Origin of the sequence: Acinetobacter sp. NRRL B-65365 (assembly GCF_001605865.1) — a bacterium.
Classification (GTDB): Bacteria; Pseudomonadota; Gammaproteobacteria; order Pseudomonadales; family Moraxellaceae; genus Acinetobacter; species Acinetobacter vivianii.
In genome coordinates, this window is the sequence record NZ_LRPD01000013.1 from 30,986 (window position 1) to 52,230 (window position 21,245).

The 21,245-nt window shown below is 42.7% G+C and carries 19 protein-coding genes; 8 read left to right on the forward strand and 11 right to left on the reverse strand.

The window, feature by feature from the left end:
- The first annotated feature begins 23 nt into the window (after window positions 1-23).
- Window positions 24-1,424 carry an AdeC/AdeK/OprM family multidrug efflux complex outer membrane factor gene (gene adeC / locus AWW72_RS07180; protein ID WP_062846888.1) on the forward strand — a complete coding sequence of 467 codons (1,401 nt, stop codon included), beginning with the start codon at window positions 24-26 and terminating at the stop codon, window positions 1,422-1,424.
- Between the two features lie 85 nt (window positions 1,425-1,509).
- Window positions 1,510-1,905, forward strand: a complete 396-nt coding sequence (locus AWW72_RS07185; RefSeq protein ID WP_062846889.1) for an acyl-CoA thioesterase — start codon at window positions 1,510-1,512, stop codon at window positions 1,903-1,905.
- A gap of 44 nt (window positions 1,906-1,949) precedes the next feature.
- On the opposite strand, the gene AWW72_RS07190 is transcribed toward AWW72_RS07185, so the two are convergent.
- The 5 genes from AWW72_RS07190 to AWW72_RS07205 all read right to left on the reverse strand — a co-directional run bounded on the left by AWW72_RS07190 (window position 1,950) and on the right by AWW72_RS07205 (window position 7,429).
- Window positions 1,950-2,891: a Dyp-type peroxidase gene (locus AWW72_RS07190; protein WP_062846890.1), complete on the reverse strand. Its 942-nt coding sequence runs from the start codon at window positions 2,889-2,891 to the stop codon at window positions 1,950-1,952.
- Between the two features lie 84 nt (window positions 2,892-2,975).
- Window positions 2,976-3,764, reverse strand: coding sequence for a formate dehydrogenase accessory sulfurtransferase FdhD (gene fdhD, locus AWW72_RS07195; RefSeq protein ID WP_062846891.1), 789 nt, complete (start codon window positions 3,762-3,764; stop codon window positions 2,976-2,978).
- A 27-nt stretch (window positions 3,765-3,791) separates the two neighbouring features.
- On the reverse strand, window positions 3,792-6,200 hold the full coding sequence (locus AWW72_RS07200; RefSeq protein WP_062846892.1) for an FdhF/YdeP family oxidoreductase: 2,409 nt from the start codon (window positions 6,198-6,200) through the stop codon (window positions 3,792-3,794).
- A 193-nt stretch (window positions 6,201-6,393) separates the two neighbouring features.
- A complete protein-coding gene (locus AWW72_RS19430) occupies window positions 6,394-6,567 on the reverse strand; it encodes a cbb3-type cytochrome oxidase assembly protein (protein WP_148087538.1) in 174 nt (57 codons plus the stop codon).
- Between the two features lie 43 nt (window positions 6,568-6,610).
- Window positions 6,611-7,429, reverse strand: a complete 819-nt coding sequence (locus AWW72_RS07205) for a hypothetical protein (protein ID WP_062846893.1) — start codon at window positions 7,427-7,429, stop codon at window positions 6,611-6,613.
- Between the two features lie 358 nt (window positions 7,430-7,787).
- Between AWW72_RS07205 and AWW72_RS07210 the strand changes: the two genes are divergently transcribed.
- The 4 genes from AWW72_RS07210 to AWW72_RS07220 all read left to right on the forward strand — a co-directional run bounded on the left by AWW72_RS07210 (window position 7,788) and on the right by AWW72_RS07220 (window position 11,840).
- On the forward strand, window positions 7,788-9,233 hold the full coding sequence (locus AWW72_RS07210; RefSeq protein WP_062846894.1) for a cytochrome ubiquinol oxidase subunit I: 1,446 nt from the start codon (window positions 7,788-7,790) through the stop codon (window positions 9,231-9,233).
- Window positions 9,226-10,230 carry a cytochrome d ubiquinol oxidase subunit II gene (gene cydB, locus AWW72_RS07215; protein ID WP_062846895.1) on the forward strand — a complete coding sequence of 335 codons (1,005 nt, stop codon included), beginning with the start codon at window positions 9,226-9,228 and terminating at the stop codon, window positions 10,228-10,230. The genes AWW72_RS07210 and cydB overlap by 8 nt, the downstream gene beginning before the upstream one ends.
- A gap of 13 nt (window positions 10,231-10,243) precedes the next feature.
- Complete coding sequence (locus AWW72_RS19775) at window positions 10,244-10,366, forward strand: hypothetical protein (protein WP_264673641.1); 123 nt, start codon at window positions 10,244-10,246, stop codon at window positions 10,364-10,366.
- 61 nt (window positions 10,367-10,427) lie between these two features.
- Window positions 10,428-11,840: an aminotransferase-like domain-containing protein gene (locus AWW72_RS07220; protein WP_004772759.1), complete on the forward strand. Its 1,413-nt coding sequence runs from the start codon at window positions 10,428-10,430 to the stop codon at window positions 11,838-11,840.
- Here the strand turns inward: AWW72_RS07220 and AWW72_RS07225 are convergent.
- Window positions 11,837-12,901 (reverse strand): AraC family transcriptional regulator, encoded by a 1,065-nt coding sequence (locus tag AWW72_RS07225; protein ID WP_062846896.1) that lies wholly within the window; start codon window positions 12,899-12,901, stop codon window positions 11,837-11,839. The two genes, AWW72_RS07220 and AWW72_RS07225, sit on opposite strands and share 4 nt — an antisense overlap.
- A gap of 118 nt (window positions 12,902-13,019) precedes the next feature.
- Between AWW72_RS07225 and AWW72_RS07230 the strand changes: the two genes are divergently transcribed.
- Entirely contained in the window at window positions 13,020-13,736 is a 717-nt protein-coding gene (locus AWW72_RS07230) for an enoyl-CoA hydratase/isomerase family protein (RefSeq protein WP_062846897.1), read from the forward strand.
- A 36-nt stretch (window positions 13,737-13,772) separates the two neighbouring features.
- Complete coding sequence (locus tag AWW72_RS07235) at window positions 13,773-14,600, forward strand: SDR family oxidoreductase (protein ID WP_062846898.1); 828 nt, start codon at window positions 13,773-13,775, stop codon at window positions 14,598-14,600.
- Window positions 14,601-14,666: 66 nt separating this feature from the next.
- Here AWW72_RS07235 and AWW72_RS07240 read toward each other — a convergent pair whose 3' ends face one another.
- The 5 genes from AWW72_RS07240 to hutH all read right to left on the reverse strand — a co-directional run bounded on the left by AWW72_RS07240 (window position 14,667) and on the right by hutH (window position 21,199).
- Window positions 14,667-15,938, reverse strand: coding sequence for a Glu/Leu/Phe/Val family dehydrogenase (locus AWW72_RS07240; RefSeq protein ID WP_004772767.1), 1,272 nt, complete (start codon window positions 15,936-15,938; stop codon window positions 14,667-14,669).
- A gap of 32 nt (window positions 15,939-15,970) precedes the next feature.
- Window positions 15,971-16,891 carry a formimidoylglutamase gene (gene hutG / locus AWW72_RS07245; RefSeq protein ID WP_004772768.1) on the reverse strand — a complete coding sequence of 307 codons (921 nt, stop codon included), beginning with the start codon at window positions 16,889-16,891 and terminating at the stop codon, window positions 15,971-15,973.
- Window positions 16,892-16,925: 34 nt separating this feature from the next.
- Window positions 16,926-18,131, reverse strand: a complete 1,206-nt coding sequence (gene hutI, locus AWW72_RS07250; protein ID WP_062846899.1) for an imidazolonepropionase — start codon at window positions 18,129-18,131, stop codon at window positions 16,926-16,928.
- 52 nt (window positions 18,132-18,183) lie between these two features.
- Window positions 18,184-19,596: an L-histidine transporter HutT gene (locus AWW72_RS07255; RefSeq protein WP_005258176.1), complete on the reverse strand. Its 1,413-nt coding sequence runs from the start codon at window positions 19,594-19,596 to the stop codon at window positions 18,184-18,186.
- 64 nt (window positions 19,597-19,660) lie between these two features.
- A complete protein-coding gene (gene hutH, locus AWW72_RS07260) occupies window positions 19,661-21,199 on the reverse strand; it encodes a histidine ammonia-lyase (RefSeq protein WP_004772773.1) in 1,539 nt (512 codons plus the stop codon).
- Window positions 21,200-21,245: the final 46 nt, after the last annotated feature.

The following is a 21,245-nucleotide window of genomic DNA, read 5'->3' on the forward strand; positions in this document are numbered from 1 at the left end:
TCTTATCTTATTTGGAGAAGATCATGTCTAAAGCGACTGTCTTATCTCGTGGCTTGCTTGTCTCTACACTCTCAATTGCCTTGACGGCGTGTATGAATATGCAGGCACCAAAACCTGCGATTCAATCGGATACTCCACAAACCTTTTCCCAAACCACAACTGGAACTTCGATTGCCAATCAAGGTTATCAACAATTTTTTTCTGACCCGCGCTTATTACAAGTGATTGAAATCAGTTTAAATCACAACCGTGATTTACGTACTGCAACGCTGAATATCCAACGTGCACAGCAACAATATCAAATCAGCAAAAATGACCAGTTACCGACCATTGGTGCGACTGGCAGCGCTGTAAGACAGGTTAACCCTACTGTAAATCCGAATAATCCTTATTCCACCTTTCAAGTCGGTCTTGGGGTAACTGCTTATGAGTTAGACTTTTGGGGTCGTGTACAGAGTTTAAAAGACGCAGCACTGAATAATTATCTTGCCACCCAAAGTGCCAGAGATGCCACTCAAATTAGTCTGGTGAGTCAGGTCAGCCAAGCATGGTTGAATTATGCCTATGCAAAGGCCAATTTAAATCTGGCTGAGCAAACGTTAAAAGCACAACTCGATTCATTTAACCTCAACAAGAAACGCTTTGATGTCGGAATTGATAGTGAAGTTCCTTTACGTCAGGCACAGATTTCAGTTGAAACCGCCCGAAATGATGTGGCGACCTATAAGACCCAAGTGTCACAAGCACAAAACCTACTGGATCTATTGGCTGGTCAAGCTGTTCCTCAAAATCTCCTGCCGAATCAAGCCGTGAAAAATATCAGTGCTGAACGTAGCTTTACAACAGGCCTAAGCAGTGATTTACTCAATAATCGTCCAGACCTGAAAGCTGCTGAATATCAGCTGCTTGCTGCTGGGGCAAATATTGGTGCAGCAAAAGCACGTATGTTCCCGACCATTAGTCTGACAGGCTCAGCGGGCTATGCATCGACAGATCTCAAAGATTTATTTAAATCAGGTGGCTTCTCTTGGTCAGTTGGGCCAAGTATTGATCTTCCAATCTTTGATTGGGGAACGCGTAAAGCCAATATTAAAATTTCTGAAACAGAGCAAAAAATTGCCGTTGCAGATTATGAAAAAGCCATTCAATCCGCTTTTCGTGAAGTCAATGATGCCCTTGCTGCACGTGCCCATATTGAGGATCGTTTGAGTGCACAACGCCGTTTGGTTGCTGCAACCGATACCACCTATAAATTATCTACGGCCCGTTTTAGAGCAGGCATTGACAGTTATTTGACGGTGCTGGATGCACAACGTTCTGCCTATGCGGCTCAACAAGGTCTACTGCTGCTGGAACAAACCAAATTAAATAATCAGATCGAACTCTATAAAGCTTTAGGTGGCGGCTTATCTCAGGCTTCGTAAACGCTTAAGTCGATTATTTGGGCTGATTTTTAAAGATTCAGCCCTTATAGTATTTGAGTTTAAATAAGAAAATAACCATTCATCTATGTTTACACTTTCGATTACGCCTAGATTCTATGAAACCGATGCTTTTGGACATATCAACAATACTGTGATTACAGGTTGGTTTGAAACTGCACGTGAACCAGTTTTCCGCCTATTTAACCCCGGCATGGAGATCAAAAATCTGCCTTTGATTCTGGCACGGGTTGAAGTCGATTTTGTTGCCCAAATCTATTACGGCGCTGAGATTGAAATCAAAACATGGATTGAGCAGATTGGAAATTCTTCATTCGTTGTTGCCCATGAAGCTTGGCAAAATGAGCATTGCGTTGCGCGTGGCAAAGCGGTTCAGGTGTATTTCGATTTCAGTACACAAAAATCAGGTCGTATCCCAGATCAATTCCGAACCCAGTTGCAACAATACCTGATCACTCCATAAATATTTCCCGCTGAAATAAATGCATTCATTTCAGCGGTTCTGAATTACTCGCCTAAATCTTCGAGAAAATCAAAGGTCGGAACGAAGAATAAGCTCCCTGAAACAGGTGTACTAAAATCGAGTAAGCGATCGACATGACCAGTTTCTTTACCCAAGAACATATTCTCAAGCATGGTTTTGGTGATATTAAAAGAACGTGAATAACCAATAAAGAAGGTGCCATACTCCCCTTCAGTTGGATTTGAAAATGGCATATTCGCTCTTAAAATTTTAAGTTCGTTCCCTTCCGCATCATGTGCCTTACTTGCGACATTATGTGCACTTTGAGGTTTGACATCATCGCCAAGCTCAACATCGTCATATTTCTTTCGACCAATCACTTTTTCCTGTTCTTCAGTAGTTAAGCCCTTCCACATTTCCATATTATGTAAATACTTTTGAATAAATACATAACTGCCACCGAGGAACTCAGCATCTTCTGAACCGACATAAGCAATCTCTTTGGCAATTTCATGCTCAGGATTTTCAGTCCCATCTACAAAACCAATAATCGCGCGACCATCAAAGTATCTAAAACCTTTGGTCTCGCTAATTGGGTAAGTATCTTCTTTTAATTGCTCATGCAAAATTGAGGCAAGTTCATAGCAAATTGCCATTTGATTGGCACGGATATGAAAGAATAAATCACCTGTTGTTGCGACCGCAGTATGTCTCGGCCCTTTGATCTCTTGAAATGGTGCCAGTTCTTTCGGTTTATTTAAATCAGGGAACAGTAAATCCCAAGCATTTGAGCCGATCCCCACCGAAGCACTGAAATTGCTGTTCGGAAAACGATTGGTCAGGCTGCGGACTAAGGCTGAAAAATTGGCGAGAAAATCAATCACCCCTGAATGATCTGGGTTGGTGTTGATGCCAAGCACGATAAATAAAGCATTTTCACCTGAAAGATTGTTGATCACAGGCTGAGGTCTTAAAGGTATATTCATAATATTTGGGAATAAAAAAACTTAATGCTCATATCCTACACAAATCAATGCATTAGAGATCAAACAAATCACAATTTTTTACTATTATTGCGTATACAAAACAAAGCTATCACCACGGCAAAAACTGGCTAAGGTGAGATTTAATTGCTTTGCCATTTCAATCGCCATACTGGTGGGTGCAGAAATGGTGGCCAATAGTCCAATATTATATTGTGCACATTTGCGAACCAGCTCATAACTGGCGCGACTGGTCATCACTACAAAGCCCTCGGCAACATTCAGTTTTTGCTCCGCCAGATGACCAAGTAATTTATCTAAAGCATTATGCCTGCCGACATCTTCAAACAGTGCCACGATTTGCCCTTGTACCACCCATGCCGCAGCATGTGCGCCACCAGTGAGTTCAGTAATTTTTTGTCGGGCTTTTAGTTGAGCAATGGCATTTGGGATTTGCTTGAGCCACAAGGACGAAACCTTGCTGCTCACCAAAGGTAGATCGGCATAAAATTGCTTTAGGCTCTCGATCCCGCATAAACCACAACCAGTACGTCCCACCATCATTCGGCGATGTTCCTTGAGAGCCATAAATGCACGCGATGAAATCGTCATATCGACCTCAACGCCTAATGCATTGTGACGAATTTCAAGCGAATACAACTCGTTTAAGCTTTGTAATATCCCTTCTGAAAGACTAAAACCCTTGGCAAATACCTCAAGGTCTGATGGCGTTGCCATCATGACCGCATGAGAAATCCCATTATAAATCAGTGCTACAGGATACTCCTGAACAATATAATCCATTTCATCTTCAGAATGATCCTGATGGAAACGATGCACTTGCACCGTTTCATAGCCGCGTGTTTTGGTATCCACAATTGACCTCTTTACTTAGACGCGCAACTATACGCCACCCACACGTTCATTGGCATGTTCAGGATCGACTGCAACCGCTAAGTTAAAATGCTCAGGCGCCTGACCTGCATGCAAGATCACAGGGATACTTTTTGATGCTGGAATTTTGGCATATTTATCATGACTGCCTAAGGCCACCAATGGATTGGTTTCAGGATAATACGCTGCCAGACTGCCTTGTGGAATGTTATAAGGCACGATACGGAAACTATGGACAATCCGTTTTACCCCATCCGAGAACACACTTTCAATATCGACCCATTGATCAGCCTCAAAGCCTGCTGCATCAATATCCGCCTGATTCATAAACAGTACACGGCGCTGCCCGAATACCCCGCGATAACGGTCATCCAGACCATATAACGTCGTGTTGTACTGGTCATGCGAACGTGTCGTCATCAAGGTATACACCTGTTGCTCACTATAAGCTGCGGCATACTGGTTTTCTTCATCCTCATATACTTCGGCCAATGGCGTAATCAAAAATTGTGCCTTACCACTTGGGGTATTCCAGACATGCTGATTGGCTGGATGCTCTAAATGGAAACCACTCGGTTGATAAACCCGTTGATTGAAGTCATGAAACTCATCAAAAACATCGGCAATCGAGTCACGAATACGATCATAACTTTCAATATACCAGCGCCATTTCACATGACTCTCAGGCAACGCGGCTTCCGCCATACGTGCCACAATATCGGGTTCAGACAAGATATTTTCAGAGATCGGTGGATTACGTCCCGCTGAAAGATGCACATTACTCATCGAATCTTCTACAGAAATCGCTTGAGGTCCATGCACCTGCATATCCACTTCGGTACGTCCAAGACAAGGCAACATCAATGCATCCTGACCACACACCAAATGGCTACGATTCAGCTTGGTAGTAATATTGACGGTTAAATTACAACGGCGTAAAGCTTCTTGGGTATAAGGTGTATCAGGCGTTGCAACGGCAAAGTTACCGCCTAGGCCAATAAAGACTTTTACATCACCTTCGTACATTGCCTTAATGGTATCGACCACGCCAAAACCATGTTTACGCGGCGACTTGATGCCAAATACGCGATCAATACTATCGAGTAGCTTATCACTTGGGTTTTCATTGATACCCATGGTACGGTCACCCTGCACATTACTATGCCCACGAACAGGACATAGCCCCGAACCCGGTCGTCCGATATGTCCACGCGCCAGCATCAAATTGGCCAGCATATGAATATTGGCAGTACCATGACGATGCTGGGTAATCCCCATCCCCCAACAGAAAATAGCCGTTTTCGCATCCAGATACATTTTGGCAATCGACTCTAAATGCTCGGCTGAAAGTCCAGTATGCTTGTGGATTTCAGACCATGCGGTACCGTCAATCTCCGCCAGCATTTCATCAAAACCGATGGTATTCATTTCGATAAAACTGCGGTCAAAAACACTATGCTCACCTTTGGCAAGGGCTTTTTTGTCCCACTCCAGTAAATGCTTCATCACCCCGAACATCAGCGCGTAGTCACCCCCAATTTTTGGCTGGAAGTAATAGCGACTGATTGGTGTACTACCATTGGTCATCATTTCCAGAGGTGCTTGCGGATCTTGAAAGCGCTCTAGACCACGTTCTTTGATCGGGTTAATCGCAACAATGTTCCCCCCACGTCTTGAGACCTCTCTCAAGGTTGCTAACATACGTGGGTGATTGGTTCCTGGGTTATGCCCGAAACTAAAGATCGCATCGGCCTGATCGAAGTCATCCAGAATAACCGTCCCTTTACCTAAACCAATCGCATCTTTTAAACCGACACTGGTGGTTTCATGACACATATTAGAACAGTCTGGGAAATTATTGGTTCCAAAGCTTCTGACAAAGAGTTGATATAAAAATGCTGCTTCATTGCTGGCACGACCAGAAGTATAGAAAGCCGCTTGGTCAGGATGGTCTAAAGCTTGTAAATGTTTGGCAATCAGTTGAAATGCATCGTCCCAAGAAATTGGAACATACTTATCGGTAACAGGATCATAACGCATTGGGTCGGTTAAACGCCCCAAATCTTCCAGATAGAAATCACTCTGCTCTGCCAACCAGCTCACTGTATGCTGGGCAAAAAACTCTGGCGTAACGGTCTTACTGGTGGCTTCAAAGGCAACGGCTTTGGCACCGTTCTCACAAAAGTTAAAGGCATGCGCATCCTTTTTCTCAGGCCAAGCGCAACCGGGACAATCAAAACCTGTCGGCTGATTAATATTGAGTAAAGTAATCGAACCTTTTTTAAGAATATCTTGTCGTTTAAGATTGCGAGCCACGCTCAACAATGCTCCCCATCCGCCGGCGGGCTGGGTATAAGGCTCAATTCTCGCGTAGCCATTATTTTCTTGTTTATGAACCGTTTGTTCTGAATTATCCATTGCGTCGCCCTCAGCTGAGCTATTTTCATTTGTTACTCAACTAGGAGTATCATGAATCTGGGCATTTTTCTATTCCTGATTTGTCTCATACCATCCAGATACAACTTAAAATCACCATCCATTTAACCAAGAAATCAAAACAAAAAAATGCTAACCAATACTTAGCAACAAGCTAAATAAACTGTGGCATCAACTATTGATGGGTATGGCTAGAATGCTGTGCTTGAGTTGAATTCTGCTTTTGTTGTGAAGGCATATAATCAGGTTGATTACTCACTGCCAAAAAGAAAAACACCAGAAATAAACAGCCCAGTAAAATACTGATACCTACCGCCAAATAGGGAAATTTTGATTGCTCTTGAGACATTTGATCTGCTCCTGTTTAAAAATTAAAAAATTTTCAACCTCGTTTACATCGTCGATAAAACCTTAAAACTGGCGCCATTTTGAATACGGGTTTGCATATATTCCGCATAGACCGATAACTTCTCGAAAATGTGTTCGGAATAAAACATATCTTCGATCAAGTGCGCTGCCTGCTGTTCGGAAAATTGGCCCATATTGGCAATCAATTGGGCATTCAGATGCGAGAACAACGTAGAAATCTCTTTATGGAAATCATCTTTATTTTTAAATAACAGTTTGCGCATATTGATCAATGCATGATCCACTTGAGGTGTATCTTGATCGGTATGAATAATCGTGATTTTGACCTTAAAGAAATCTTGCAACACCTTAAGCTTATGCATATCGATCGCCAGATCTGTTACCAGAAAAAGATGGGAAAGATCCGTTCTGCAAAGCGCTTTCACCAGACTACGAAAAAGAAAATCTTCCTCATTTCCTGAATCATTCACCAGTTCAATATAGAGCTTGAGACTATCAAGGACATCTTCGATCTTGAGTTGAATACTTTTCTCTGCCTGATAATATTGTTTAAAAATTGATAGAACTGGCGTTGTCGCAGGCGTGGTATAGATCACGGGTTGATTTAGATTCGCAATAATCAATGGCGCAAACACATAGCCCAGATGACGATTATTTTCCACGATCTTCGCCTGCGCGATATAGGTCACTTTGTCTTTAGAAAAATCTCTAAGCACCTTACCTCTTAATAAAGTTGCTTCAAGATTGACATATTCAAGATGTAACTGTTCTTGTACTGATTGGGACGGTATCTTGCCTTGAAAAAGTCGGGTAAGCGCATAAAGCTCTGGGGTGACAAACATAATTAAACGCCATTCAGTCAGAAGTATTATCATTCAAACGACTTACAATGCTTGATCAATATTTAACACATTGTATCGTTGCTTATGCTATTTTGAATGAGCAACATACAACTGAATAGCTACAGAATTTTGCTAAAAAAATATAACAGATGAGTTAGCATTTCCGTATCTGTTATAAAAAAACAAGAAGAAATTGTACCTACTCATATACAGCAGAAGACTGGATGATGAATAAAACTTAAAAGGTTTTAAATACGCCGAGAACATTTTTAAGGTTCTGTTTATTTTTAATCGTTTAAGCCCCTTCTTTCACATTTTCCTAGCGACTGCTTTACTCGTCTGTTATAGGAGAGGATATATGGATCTCGGTCTCACTGCTTTAGAATTAGCCCGAATACAGTTCGCCTTTACTGTTTCATTTCACATTATCTTTCCAGCTACCTCAATTGGCTTGGCTTGCTTTCTAGCAATGCTGGAATGGAAATGGCTTCGAACTCAAAACCCGATTTATAAAGATCTATTCAAGTTCTGGATCAAAATCTTTGCTGTTGCCTTTGGTATGGGCGTGGTTTCAGGCGTCGTGATGAGCTATCAGTTTGGAACCAACTGGAGTGAATTTTCCCGAATCGCTGGTGGTGTTACAGGCCCCTTACTTACCTATGAAGTATTGAGCGCCTTCTTTCTGGAAGCAGGCTTCCTTGGCATCATGTTATTTGGCTGGGGACGGGTCAGTCCCAAAGCACATTTCTTTGCCACCCTGATGGTTGCCATCGGTACCTGTATTTCCATGTTCTGGATTCTGTCTTCCAATAGCTGGATGCAAACACCACAAGGATTTATTATTGAAAATGGTATTGTGATCCCAACCGACTGGTGGGCCATTGTTTTCAATCCATCCTTTCCTTATCGCCTAGCGCATATGGCTGCTGCCGCATTTTTAGTATCGTCACTTTTGGTAGTAGGTACTGCCGCATGGCATTTAATCAAAGGCCGTCGTGATGAATTGGTCAAAAAATCATTTTCGATGGGCCTCTGGATGGTGCTGGTCACCTCATGTTTGCAAGTGGTCATTGGTGATAACCATGGTTTAAATACCTTAAAGCACCAGCCAGCCAAACTCGCAGCGATTGAAGGACATTGGGAAACCAATCATAACGAATCCATGCCTCTGCTGCTTTTCGCAATTCCGAATATGGATAAAGAAAAAAATCTGTATGAAATCGGAATTCCTCACCTCGGCAGCCTGATCCTGACCCATTCTCTTGATGGCAAAGTGACAGGTTTAAAAGACTTCGCCCCTGAAGATCGCCCAAATGCCACCATTGTGTTCTGGAGTTTCCGCGTCATGGTCGGTCTAGGCATGCTGATGGTACTGCTTTCATTGGTTGCTTTATGGTTGCGTAAAACTGGCAAACTTTATGGTACTTCGTGGTTTCATAAGTTCGCTTTTGTGATGGGCCCTGCGGGTTATATCGCTCTGCTTGCAGGCTGGGTAACCACCGAAGTTGGTCGTCAGCCTTGGGTGATTTATGGTGTGATGCGTACCAAAGATGGCCTTTCGCATAGTGTGACAGCCGATCAGGTCGGGATCAGTTTAATTATCTTTGTGGTGGTCTATACCATCGTTTTTGGTAGCGGTATTTACTACATGCTGAAACTACTGAAAAAAGGTCCTGAATTTATCGATGCGATTGAACCTGAACCTGCGGGTCCTGGTCATTTCAAAACACCAATGCGTCCACTCAGCGCAGTCGATGAAAGCATTGACGGACAAGACCAAAGTAAGGAGAAACGCCATGATTGATTTATCTCTGATATGGGTTGGTATTATTGGTCTAGGTGTACTGATCTATGTGGTTCTGGACGGGTTTGATCTCGGCATTGGGATTCTGTTCCCCTTCATTAAAGACCGAGAAGAACGCGATGTAATGATGAATACCGTTGCGCCCGTCTGGGATGGTAATGAAACCTGGATGGTGCTCGGTGGTGCAGGCTTATTCGCAGCTTTTCCATTGGTCTATTCAACCGTGCTTTCCGCCTTGTATATGCCCATTACCTTGATGGTAATTGCATTGATTTTCCGAGGTGTCGCCTTCGAATTTCGCTTTAAGGCCAATCGTACCAAGCATTTATGGGATCAAGCCTTTATCTGGGGTTCGATTTTATCCAGCTTCTTTCAAGGTGTGATTCTAGGGGCTTATATTCAAGGGATTCAAACCACTAATGGAATTTTCTCAGGCTCGGGTTTGGACTGGTTGACACCTTTCGCCTTATTTACAGGTTTGGGGGTGCTTGCCATGTATGCAGCACTCGGTTGTGGCTGGCTGATTATGAAAACAGATCATGAGCTACAGGATCAAATGTATCGTTTAATGCCGAAGCTGATCATTCTGCTCTTTGTGGTATTTGCTTGCGTCAGTCTTTATACACCTCTGACTCATCCTGAAATTGCAGCACGCTGGTTTGCCTTGCCAAATCTGCTTTATTTTAGCCCTGTGCCTGTTTTAGTCGTGTTATTTACTGCTTTAATCTTGAAAGCATGCAAAAACCGTCAGGATTTAAAGCCATTTATCTATACTTTAGCGCTGGTGTTTTTAGCCTTCACAGGTTTTGTGATTAGTTTATGGCCTCATATTATTCCGCCATCAGTGACGATTTGGGAGGCTGCTGCACCAGCTTCAAGCCAAAAATTTGCGCTGGTTGGTGCCCTAATTCTCATCCCGATTATCATTGCCTATACGATCCTCTCATACTGGGTATTTAGAGATAAAGTCCGTGTGGGTGATGCAGGTTATCACTAAGGAGGAACATTGCATGAAAATAAAATCTCAGCATTTAACTTCAACGCAATGGTTTATAATCTTATGGTTACTTGGATTTTTTGCACTCGCCATTATTGCAGGTCTGTTTAGATTGCTGTTGATGTTTGCTTATTAGAACGATGAATGGAACAGTCTTTTGATCAAGGCTGTTCCTTCGCACGGATTATCCCTATTTTATGTATAAATCAGAACAGTTAGCACATAACCTGAAACTTCTCATTGAAAATGGGACATGGAAGCCGCATACCAAACTGCCATCTTTGCGTGAACAGGTACAACGCTCAGGCTTTAGCCTCATCACGGTCATGAATGCTTATCAGGAACTGGAAGCACAGGGCCTGATTTATTCCAAAGAAAAGTCGGGTTATTTTGTGGCTGAGCAAAGTCATATTCAGATTCCGCAAGCCTACTCAGTGGTGTCTTTAAATCCTAAAATTGAAATTAACTCACTGGTTTTTAAATATCTTAAATCAATTCAATCCAAGCAAGTCAGTCCATTAGGCTCAGCTTTTCCTGACAGTCAGTTGCTCTATCCTCCCAAACTGATTCAGATTATGGGGCAGCTTTCACGTAATCGGCATAGTTATGATCAAACCACCAATCTGCCACCGGGCAATTTGGCACTCAGAAAACTGATCGCTCAACGCTATTGTATGCAAGGCATTCCAACCGATGCTGATGACATTGTCATTACATCTGGTGGCCTAGAAGCATTGAATCTTTCACTGCAAGCGATCACTCAACCTGGCGATTATATTTTATTGCAGCAAACCATCTTCTATGGCGCATGGCAGGCTGCTGAGCGTTTGGGTTTAAAGGTGATTACCATTCCTGAGCATCCGCAACATGGATTTGATATTGAAGCCTTTGAGCAAGTCATCAAGAATTATCCAATCAAAGTATGCTGGTTTATGCTCAATGCACATAACCCGATTGGCTTTACAGTCAGTGAGGAAATTAAATATAAAATCGCTAAACTGTTACACGAGCATCAGATCCATTTGATCGAAGATGATGTTTATGAAGAACTGTTTTATGGCAATCATAAACCTTTGCCGATGAAGTATTTTGATCAGCAAAATCTGGTGCTGCACTGCTCTTCTTTTTCCAAAACGCTTGGTTCTGGTTTCCGTATGGGTTGGGTCTATGCAGGTAAATTTTCCGAGCATATTCAGCATTTACAATTGATGAGCACCATTTCAGCCAATGCACTGATTCAGAATGCGTTGGTTGAGTTTCTCTCCCATCATCATTATGAAAAGCATTTGCGAACGCTGAGACGTGCTTTGGAGAAAAATAAGAAGCAGTTCTTCCAATATCTCAAACAGCATTTGCCTAAAGGTTGTAAGGTCTACAATTATCCAAGCGGTTATTTTCTCTGGATTCAACTGCCTGACAAAGTCAGCAGTATGAAAATCTATGAGCACCTAATTCAGCAACAGATCGGTGTCGCGCCAAGTACATTATTTAATGTGTTGCCCTCGCATCAACATTTTATTCGTATGAATTGTTCTTTTGAATGGAGTGAGCAAATTGAGCATTCTTTAGAATTGTTTATTCAAACGGTTCAAAATGCTGTGTCAGATTAATCGACTTGGGTCAAACACCTTTTGCGATACTGGCTCGGTGTTTCCCCAAAATTCTTTTTAAAAGCACGAATAAAATTGGTGGCTTCTTCATAACCCACTAGACCCGCAATATCTTGAATGCTGTATTGCTGTTGTTGCAGTAATTTCTTCGCTTGATTAAAACGAACCTCTGCTAAAATCTGTAAAAAACTTGTCCCTTGAGCCTGTAAATGCCGTTTAATGGTTCGCTCCGACATATTCAGGCGCTGTGCAATAACGGGCAAAGTTGGGTAAGTACTGCTTGAGTGATATAACAATTCAGACCGAATGCTTTTTTGCAAATCACGAGCCCCTTCTTTCACTAACTTGAGCCTGTCATTTTCACAATAAAGTACTGCTTGCTGAAAAGCGACTTGATCTGCATTTGGATTTTTACAATGCAGATATTGCTTTGGAAAACGTAAACCATTACGAGCTTGATTAAATTGAATCTTGATCTGTGATAAATCAATTTTTTTATAATTCGGGGCATCAGCCCAATCCACAAATACCTCACAGTTTTCAGCAATACGTCCAGAAAACAAAGTCAAAAAATGAATCGCACCAAATAACAGACTTTCTATCAGGAAATGTCTTAATTGGTCTGATTGTTGTTCATTCCCCAATTTTACTGGATGCACATCATCAAGATAAACATAGACAAAATTGTCATTGATGCACCATTCTGGCGTGAAGTTCTGTATTCGCGTACAAAAATACTGCTGGCAAAGGCTTAGCGCAGTTTCCACATCCGTACAGCTGAGAAATGCAAATCCTAAAGGTCCATGCGAAGTGGGACGTAATTTAAAACCATATTCAATCCCAAGCCGTGGATTGCCTGTCAAGCGTAAGGCATTGACCACTAGTTTCGACCATTGATGCGCACTCATTTTGGCATCAGCCTTATTTATTTCGCTGGAATCAAGCCCAGTACCATTGAAAATACTTTTAGTATCAATACCATAGTCATACACAATTTCTAATAAGATATGTGCATAAGATACAGAAATCGTTTCCTGAAATAATCCGAATGGATCCCGCATGACAGACATCCTGTCCTAAAATGATCATCAATATGGCATAGCCACACCTATTGTGCGAGTGTTTTATTCGAAATAATAGCTTCAATAATAAACAATGGCACAATAAGGATGTACTTAAATGGCAACCATGAGGCTTGATCGACAGCAGTCCATTTATGTTCTTACATTAACCAATGGCGATCAGGAAAATGTCTTAAATCAAGATGTATTGAATGAATATATCGAAGTATTTAATGAAATTGAAAGTCATCAACAAAATGCATGTCTGGTCATTCAAAGTGACCATCCAAAAACGTTTTGCAATGGCTTGGATTTAGCATGGCTGATGCAACAATCCATAGAGGATAAAAAAGCCTTTACCCTACAACTGGAAAATATGCTATTGCGTTTGGCCTTGCTCAACTTGCCTGTTATCGCTGAAATTAATGGCAATGCCTATGCTGGTGGTGCAATTTTAGCATCGGCTTGTGATTTTCGATTTATGCGAGCAGACAAAGGGCGCTTTTGCTTTCCCGAAGTCAAATTAACCATTCCTTTCACCGATGTGATTGCAGAAATTGTGCAATTACTTCCCAATCAGCATACGATCTGGGAAATGTCATTGACGGGCAAATCGATGACAGGGCTTGAATGTTTAGACACGCAAGTCGTCCATCAAATTTATCCCGTAGAATCGTTAAATTCCGAAGTTTTTAAATTTGCAGAAGACATGTCACAAAAGCATCGCTTAACCTATGCCGTGATCAAACGTCAGTTACGCCATCGTATTGTCGACATTGCGAAACAGCGTCAACTGTACAATCCTGAAAAATTTGCACATCCTTTTATGATTTAACTCCACTTTTATAAAAATTAAATATAGGAAATTCTCATGAACAATATGCACGGAAAAACCGTTTTTATTACTGGTGGCAGTCGAGGAATAGGTAGAGCAATTGCAATTAAAGCAGCGCATGCGGGTGCAAATGTCGTTATTGCAGCTAAAACTGAAATCGAAACTGCCAAGTTAACAGGCACGATTTACAGCGTGGCACAAGAGATTGAAGCCGTAGGTGGCAAAGCACTCCCCTTACTGCTTGATGTAAGAGATGAACAACAAATCCATGCTGCCATCCAGCAAGCAGTTCAACACTTTGGCGGTATTGATGTGCTGATTAACAATGCTGGTGCCATTGCGCTCACAGGTGTAGAAGCAACATCCTTAAAACAATATGACCTGATTCAAAGTATTAATCATCGTGCCACTTTTATCTGTGCACAAGCTGCTCTTCCTTTTTTGAAACAGGCCGAACATCCACATATCTTAAGCTTATCTCCTCCTGTGAATATGTCGCCAAAATGGTTAGGCATGCTCTCACCTTATGCTCTGTCTAAATACGGGATGACGATTTTGACTTTAGGTATGGCAGAAGAATTCCGTCAATATGGTATTTCCTGTAATACCCTATGGCCTGAAACCTACATTGCAACAGCTGCTGTCTCAAAAAATTTAGGTGAAGAAAATACACAACAGCTCAGCCGAAAACCGGAAATCATGGCAGATGCAGCTTTTGCCATTTATAGCACAGCCAAAGGTGAACTTACTGGACAAAGCCTGACTGATGAACAAGCTTTAACGAGTATGGGTATCACTGATTTTGCACAATATGCTTGTATTGCAGGTAATCGCCAACTGCAAAAAGATTTCTTCTTAGATTAAATAAAGCATAAAAAAACGACCCTAAAGCATTCACCTTAAGGTCGTTTTCAATGATATTCCGCAGTATTAACCCGGGAAGATACCACGCTCTTTACGTGCTTTTAAGATACGCTCACAACCTAAAATGAAAGCAGCTGTACGTAAAGTACATTCTTTTTCACTAGATTTGTGCCATACATCATTAATCGCTTGAATCATTAACTTATCGAGTCTTTCGTTAATTTCTTCTTCAGACCAGAAGTAGCTCGACATATCCTGAACCCATTCGAAATAAGATACGGTTACACCACCCGCATTACAGATTACGTCTGGAACAACAGTGATACCACGTTCAACGAGGATGTCATCTGCTTCTGGATAAGTTGGACCGTTCGCGCCTTCAAGTACCAGTTTTGCTGATAAGTTTTTCGCACGTTCAACCGTGATCTGGCTTTCTAAAGCAGCAGGGATCAAGATATCCATGTCTACTGTCCAGAACTCTTCATCGCTGATCACTTGAGCACCGGCAAAACCGCCCACACCTTGGTTAGTTTCCATGTGGGTTTTTAATGCAGCAAGATCAATACCTTCAGGGTTGTAAATCGTACCCGTATGGTCTTGAATGGTCACGATTTTAGATTTTGAATCACCGAATAGATACGCAGCTTCGCTACCGACGTTACCAAAACCTTGAACCGCAATTTTAGCGCCTTCCAAAGGTAATTTGATTTTTTCAGCAACTTGCTGGCCTGTGATAAATACACCACGGCCTGTTGCTTTAATACGACCTAAAGAACCGCCAAGGTGGACTGGCTTACCCGTTACCACACCTGTTACGGTATGACCTTGACCAGATGAATAAGTATCCATGATCCAGCCCATTACGTTTGGATTGGTACCAACGTCTGGTGCAGGGATATCTTTTTGTGGGCCAATAATATGGCTGATTTCACTGGTATAACGGCGTGTTAAGCGTTCTAATTCACGTGGAGAAAGTTGACGTGGATCAACACGGATACCGCCTTTTGCACCGCCAAATGGTAGATTCACCACCGCAGTCTTAATTGTCATCCATGCTGAAAGAGCCATTACTTCATTTAAATCTACATCTGGGTGATAGCGAATACCGCCTTTACCCGGACCACGTGACAAGTTGTGTTGTACACGATAACCTTCAAAATGACGAATTGTGCCATCGTCCATAACAATTGGCACGTCAACGATCAAAGCACGTTTTGGGCGCTTCAATGTATCCACATAACCTTCTAGACCTTCTAGATACGGAGCAACACGCTCGATCTGCTCGAGGTAAGTTGCCCATGGACCGTCATTTTGAGAGACATAAGATAAATTAGACATGTTTTAACCTTTTGATGAATTCACATGATCCATCAATAAAATATGTAGTTAAAAATTATATAAGCGGCTAACTTGGCAGTTCTACTATCCAAATCGAACCGTGGATTACATTCCGCCACATCAAAAACTTTAATCTTTCCGGTTTCCTTAATGGCCTCTAGTAATGGGTCAAAGACTGATAAATCAATCCCTTTTACCGCAGGTGCACTTACACCTGGAGCAATGCTAGCACTAAATACATCAAGATCAACTGTAATATACAAATAGTCAACTTTTCCGATAAAAGCTGTGATTTTTTCGAGTAAAATTTCAACGTTTTTCGGTTGTAATTCAAAGTCGTAGATGTAACTGCAATTTAGTCGGTCTGCCGTTTCAAAAAGGACTCTAGTATTTGAGTGTTTTGCAACGCCGATACAAAGATAATGAAACGCCTTTTGATACTGCTCAGAGAGTCTTGCTGCATTTAAAAAAGGTGTGCCTGAGGTGACATGTTCCGCTTCACGCAAATCAAAATGGGCATCAAAATTAATGATCCCGATGGTCTTATCTGGCTCATTATTCTGTAGATATTGGAACAAACCTGAAAAGCTGCCAAAAGCGACTTCATGACCACCGCCTAAAACAATCGGTTTCATTCCCTGTTTTAAGCTGCGTTCAACCTGATCTGCCAGTTCAGCTTGTGCCTGTTCCAGTTTGCCATTGTCACACACTACCGTACCAAGATCGGCAATCGTGACAGGTTGATGGACTGGTAAATTTGCCAACTGCGCCCGAATCATGTCAGGTGCATCAGCTGCACCCAAGCGCCCTTTATTGCGTTTTACACCTTCATCGGAGCTAAAACCGATGAAAGCAAATGAAGCGTGCTGTTGCGTATTGACCACTTGATGGAGACGCAAGTGCGCTTCACCGTCGCCATCATGTCGTCCTTGCCATTTAAATGAATGATTCATTATAAATACCACGCTTTAAAAATGAGTCTTGAGATTAGATCGAAACTTCATTGCCATGCTGAATGATGCGTTTTGGCAAATCACCACCTAACCAGTAAACGATTTCTGATGGATGCTCGATGTCCCATGCAACAAAATCTGCAACTTTACCCTGCTCCAGACTGCCATGCGTTTCTTGCAAGCCCAATGCATGCGCTGCATGAATAGTCACGGCTGCCAAGGTCTGTTCAGGCGTTAAACGGAATAAGGTACTGCCCATATTCATCATTAAACGTAAAGATAAAGCTGGCGATGTGCCTGGATTTAAATCACTGGACAAGGCAATGCGTACCCCATGTTGCTGCAAACTCTCCAATGGCGGATACTTGGTTTCTCTCAAGAAATAAAATGCGCCTGGCAATAACACGGCAACTGTTCCCGCAGCAGCCATCGCCTTCACATCATCTTCAGTCATAAACTCTAAATGATCTGCCGACAAAGCTTGATAACGCGCAGCCAGACTTGAGCCACCGAGCGAAGAAAGCTGCTCTGCATGTAACTTGATGGGTAGATTTAAAGACTGGGCTGTTTTAAAGACGCGCTCAACCTGAGCAGGAGAAAATGCCAGATATTCACAAAATGCATCGACAGCATCGACCAAACCTTCTTGATGGAGTTTTGGCAGCATGTCATTACAGATGTGCTCAATATAAGCATCGCTTTGATTCTGATATTCAGGCGGTAAAGCATGTGCCGCCAAGCAGGTACTGCGTACCGTCATCGGCAAAGTTTCTGCAATCTGACGTATCACACGCAACATTTTGCGTTCATTGGCATAGTCCAGACCATAACCAGACTTAATTTCAATGGTAGTGACACCATCTTTAAGCAGACAACGAATCCGTTTTAGTGCCGATGCAAGTAGCTGTTCTTCACTCGCTTCACGGGTGGCACGAACCGTACTGGCAATACCACCACCACTCGCTGCAATCTCCGCATAGCTAACGCCTTGCAAGCGTTTTTCAAACTCAACGCTACGGTTGCCACCAAACACACTATGGGTATGGCAATCAATCAAACCCGGTGTCACCCATGCCCCATTCAGATCAATGGTTTCTGCATAAGCATCGGCAGGAAGGTCTTTAAATGTACCAATCCAGTGAATCTGCTGCCCGAGCGTTACAATTGCAGCATTTTCAATACTGGAATATTGACCCGCTTGCATGGTGGCGATATGACAGTTTTTCCAAAGCTTTTTCATTCAAAATTCCTCTCACTGCTCAAGTGCTGTTAACACTTGAGCAGCTTGATTATTAGCTTTCCATCTCAATGTTTTGTTGCAAAGCCGTGTTTTCTTTTACCGTGTTTTGCTTGGGTTTCACCCAAATGGTATAGGCAATCCAGAGTAAAACTAACCAAGTTGCACCGACATAAATTGCAGGTCGTGAGTCTGGGAAATAACCCATCATGGCTAAAATAAACAGCATGAACGCAATGGCAAAGGCAGGTGCATACGGCCAGCCAATCACAGGGAAATCCAGAGCTTTGATCTCAGCTTTAGACAACTTGCGACGCATCGCAACCTGAGAAAGCAAAATCATGAGCCAGACCCAAACGGTCGCGAATGTTGCGATTGAGGCAATAATGATGAATACATTTTCTGGAATGAGATAGTTCAGCAATACACCGATCAACAATACGCCTGCCATCACCACTACGGTCATCCAAGGCACACCATTTTTAGAAATTTTCTGGAATACTTTTGGTGCTTGTCCACGGTTTGACATCCCGTACAACATACGTCCTGCACCAAACACATCACTATTGATGGCAGATACAGCTGCTGTAATAACCACTATATTCAAAACGGTTGCCGCTGATCCAATGCCCAGATTTTCAAAAATCTGTACGAATGGACTGCCCTGACTACCAATCTGGTTCCACGGGAAAATCGACATCAATACAAAAATCGTCAGAACATAGAACAACAGGATACGTACCGGCACGGCATTAATCGCTTTTGGAATCGAAGTTTTTGGATCTTGCGATTCACCAGCAGTGATCCCAATAATTTCAATACCACCAAAAGCAAATACCACCACAGATAAACATGCAACCAAACCTGCAATGCCATTTGGCATAAAGCCTTCATGAATCCATAGATTTTGAATGCCAGTGGTAAAACCACTGTGGTCAGCATGGAAACCGTAGAACATTAGCCCCAAACCACCGACAATCATCGCCACAATGGCCGTGACTTTGACAATTGAAAGCCAAAACTCAAGCTCGCCAAAGACCTTAACGTGAATCAGGTTGATTGCACCCAAGAACATGATCAGTGACAAAATCCAGATCCAGCGTGGTACATCGGGATACCAGAATCCCATGTAGATCCCGAATGCAGTCACATCCGCAAGTGCAACGATGATCATTTCGAAAACATAAGTCCAGCCTGTGGTAAAACCTGCAAGCGGGCCAATATATTGAGAAGCATAATGGCTGAATGAACCTGATACCGGGTTGTGTACAGCCATTTCACCGAGTGCGCGCATCACGATATAAATTGCAATCCCTGCAACAATATATGCGAGTAATACGGACGGGCCTGCCATTTTGATCGCAGTAGCCGAACCGTAAAAGAGTCCTGTCCCAATGGCTGAACCCAATGCCAAAAAACGAATATGGCGGGTGTTTAGCCCCCGCTGTAATGTGGAGTGCTGTGACATTATAATCTCCAATCCTTGAGGAAATTTAGTTAGATTCGGCCACTCCATGTGACCGATTTATTGATCACACTTCAGACAAACTCGGTAATAGCTTCGGAATGAGTAATTCGTTCAAGCAGCCACTTGCAAGCAATTCACTTGCTTGCTCGATATCTGGCGCAAAGAAACGATCTTCACTGTAGTAAGGCACTTGATCACGCAACACTTTACGCGCACGCTCAAGTTTGGGAGAACTTTTCAATCCTTCACGGAAATCAAGGCCCTGACATGCACCTAGCCATTCAACTGCAAGGATGCCGCGAACGTTGTCAGCCATATACCACAAGCGTTTCCCAGCATTCGGCGCCATGGAAACATGGTCTTCCTGATTTGCAGAAGTCGGTAAACTATCAACACTGGCAGGATGTGCAAGTGCTTTATTGTCACTTGCTAACGCAGCGGCTGTTACTTGAGCAATCATGAAGCCTGAATTGACCCCACCATTGGCAACCAAGAACGGTGGCAGCTGTGACATGTGACGATCCATCATCATTGAAATACGGCGTTCAGACAGTGAACCAATTTCTGCAATCGCCAATGCCAAGTTATCCGCTGCCATCGCAACAGGTTCCGCATGGAAGTTACCACCCGAAATCACATCGCCTTCTGCTGCAAATACCAATGGGTTATCTGACACTGCATTTGATTCGATTTCCAGTACTTCTGCCGCTTGACGGATTTGAGTCAAGCAAGCACCCATGACCTGTGGTTGGCAACGTAGTGAGTACGGATCTTGAACCTTGCTGCAATCTTCATGTGAATGTGAAATTTCACTCGATTCAGTCAATAAATCACGATAAGCAGCAGCCACATCAATTTGACCACGCTGACCACGAACCTCATGAATACGGGCATCGAATGGCGCACGTGAACCTAACATTGCTTCAACGCTTAAACCACCGCACACCGTTGCCGCAGCAAATAGATCTTCTGCTTCAAACAAACCACGTAAAGCATAAGCGGTTGAAACTTGCGTACCATTTAACAGTGCCAAGCCTTCTTTCGCAGCTAAAGAAATTGGCTCTAGACCCGCAATTTTAAGCGCTTCAACCGCAGGCAACCATTCACCTTTATAGCGTGCTTTACTTTCACCCAGTAACACCAAAGACATATGCGCAAGCGGTGCCAAATCACCTGAAGCGCCCACAGAACCTTTTAATGGAATATGCGGATAAACTTCTGCATTGATCAATGCCAAAATCGCATCAATCACTTTACGGCGAATACCTGAAAAACCACGTGCCAAACTGTTTGCTTTGAGCAGCATAATCAGACGCACCATCGCATCATCAAGCGGCTCACCTACGCCAGCAGCGTGTGAAAGTACCAATGAACGCTGTAATTGCTCTAGATCTTCTGGTGCAATTTTAGTTGAAGCAAGTAAACCAAAACCTGTATTGATACCGTAGGCTGTACGGCCTTCATTCACGATTTTTTCGACACAAGCAACACTTGCATTAATGCCAGCAGAAGCGCTGTCATCGAGTTTCACTTTGATTGGATTTAAATAAGCGTGGCGGAGATCTGCTAAGGTAAGTTTGCCGGGTTGAATTAGAAGTTCCATTGTTGGCGTCCTGTTTTGCACTCTATTGTTCTCTTACGATGCTGTT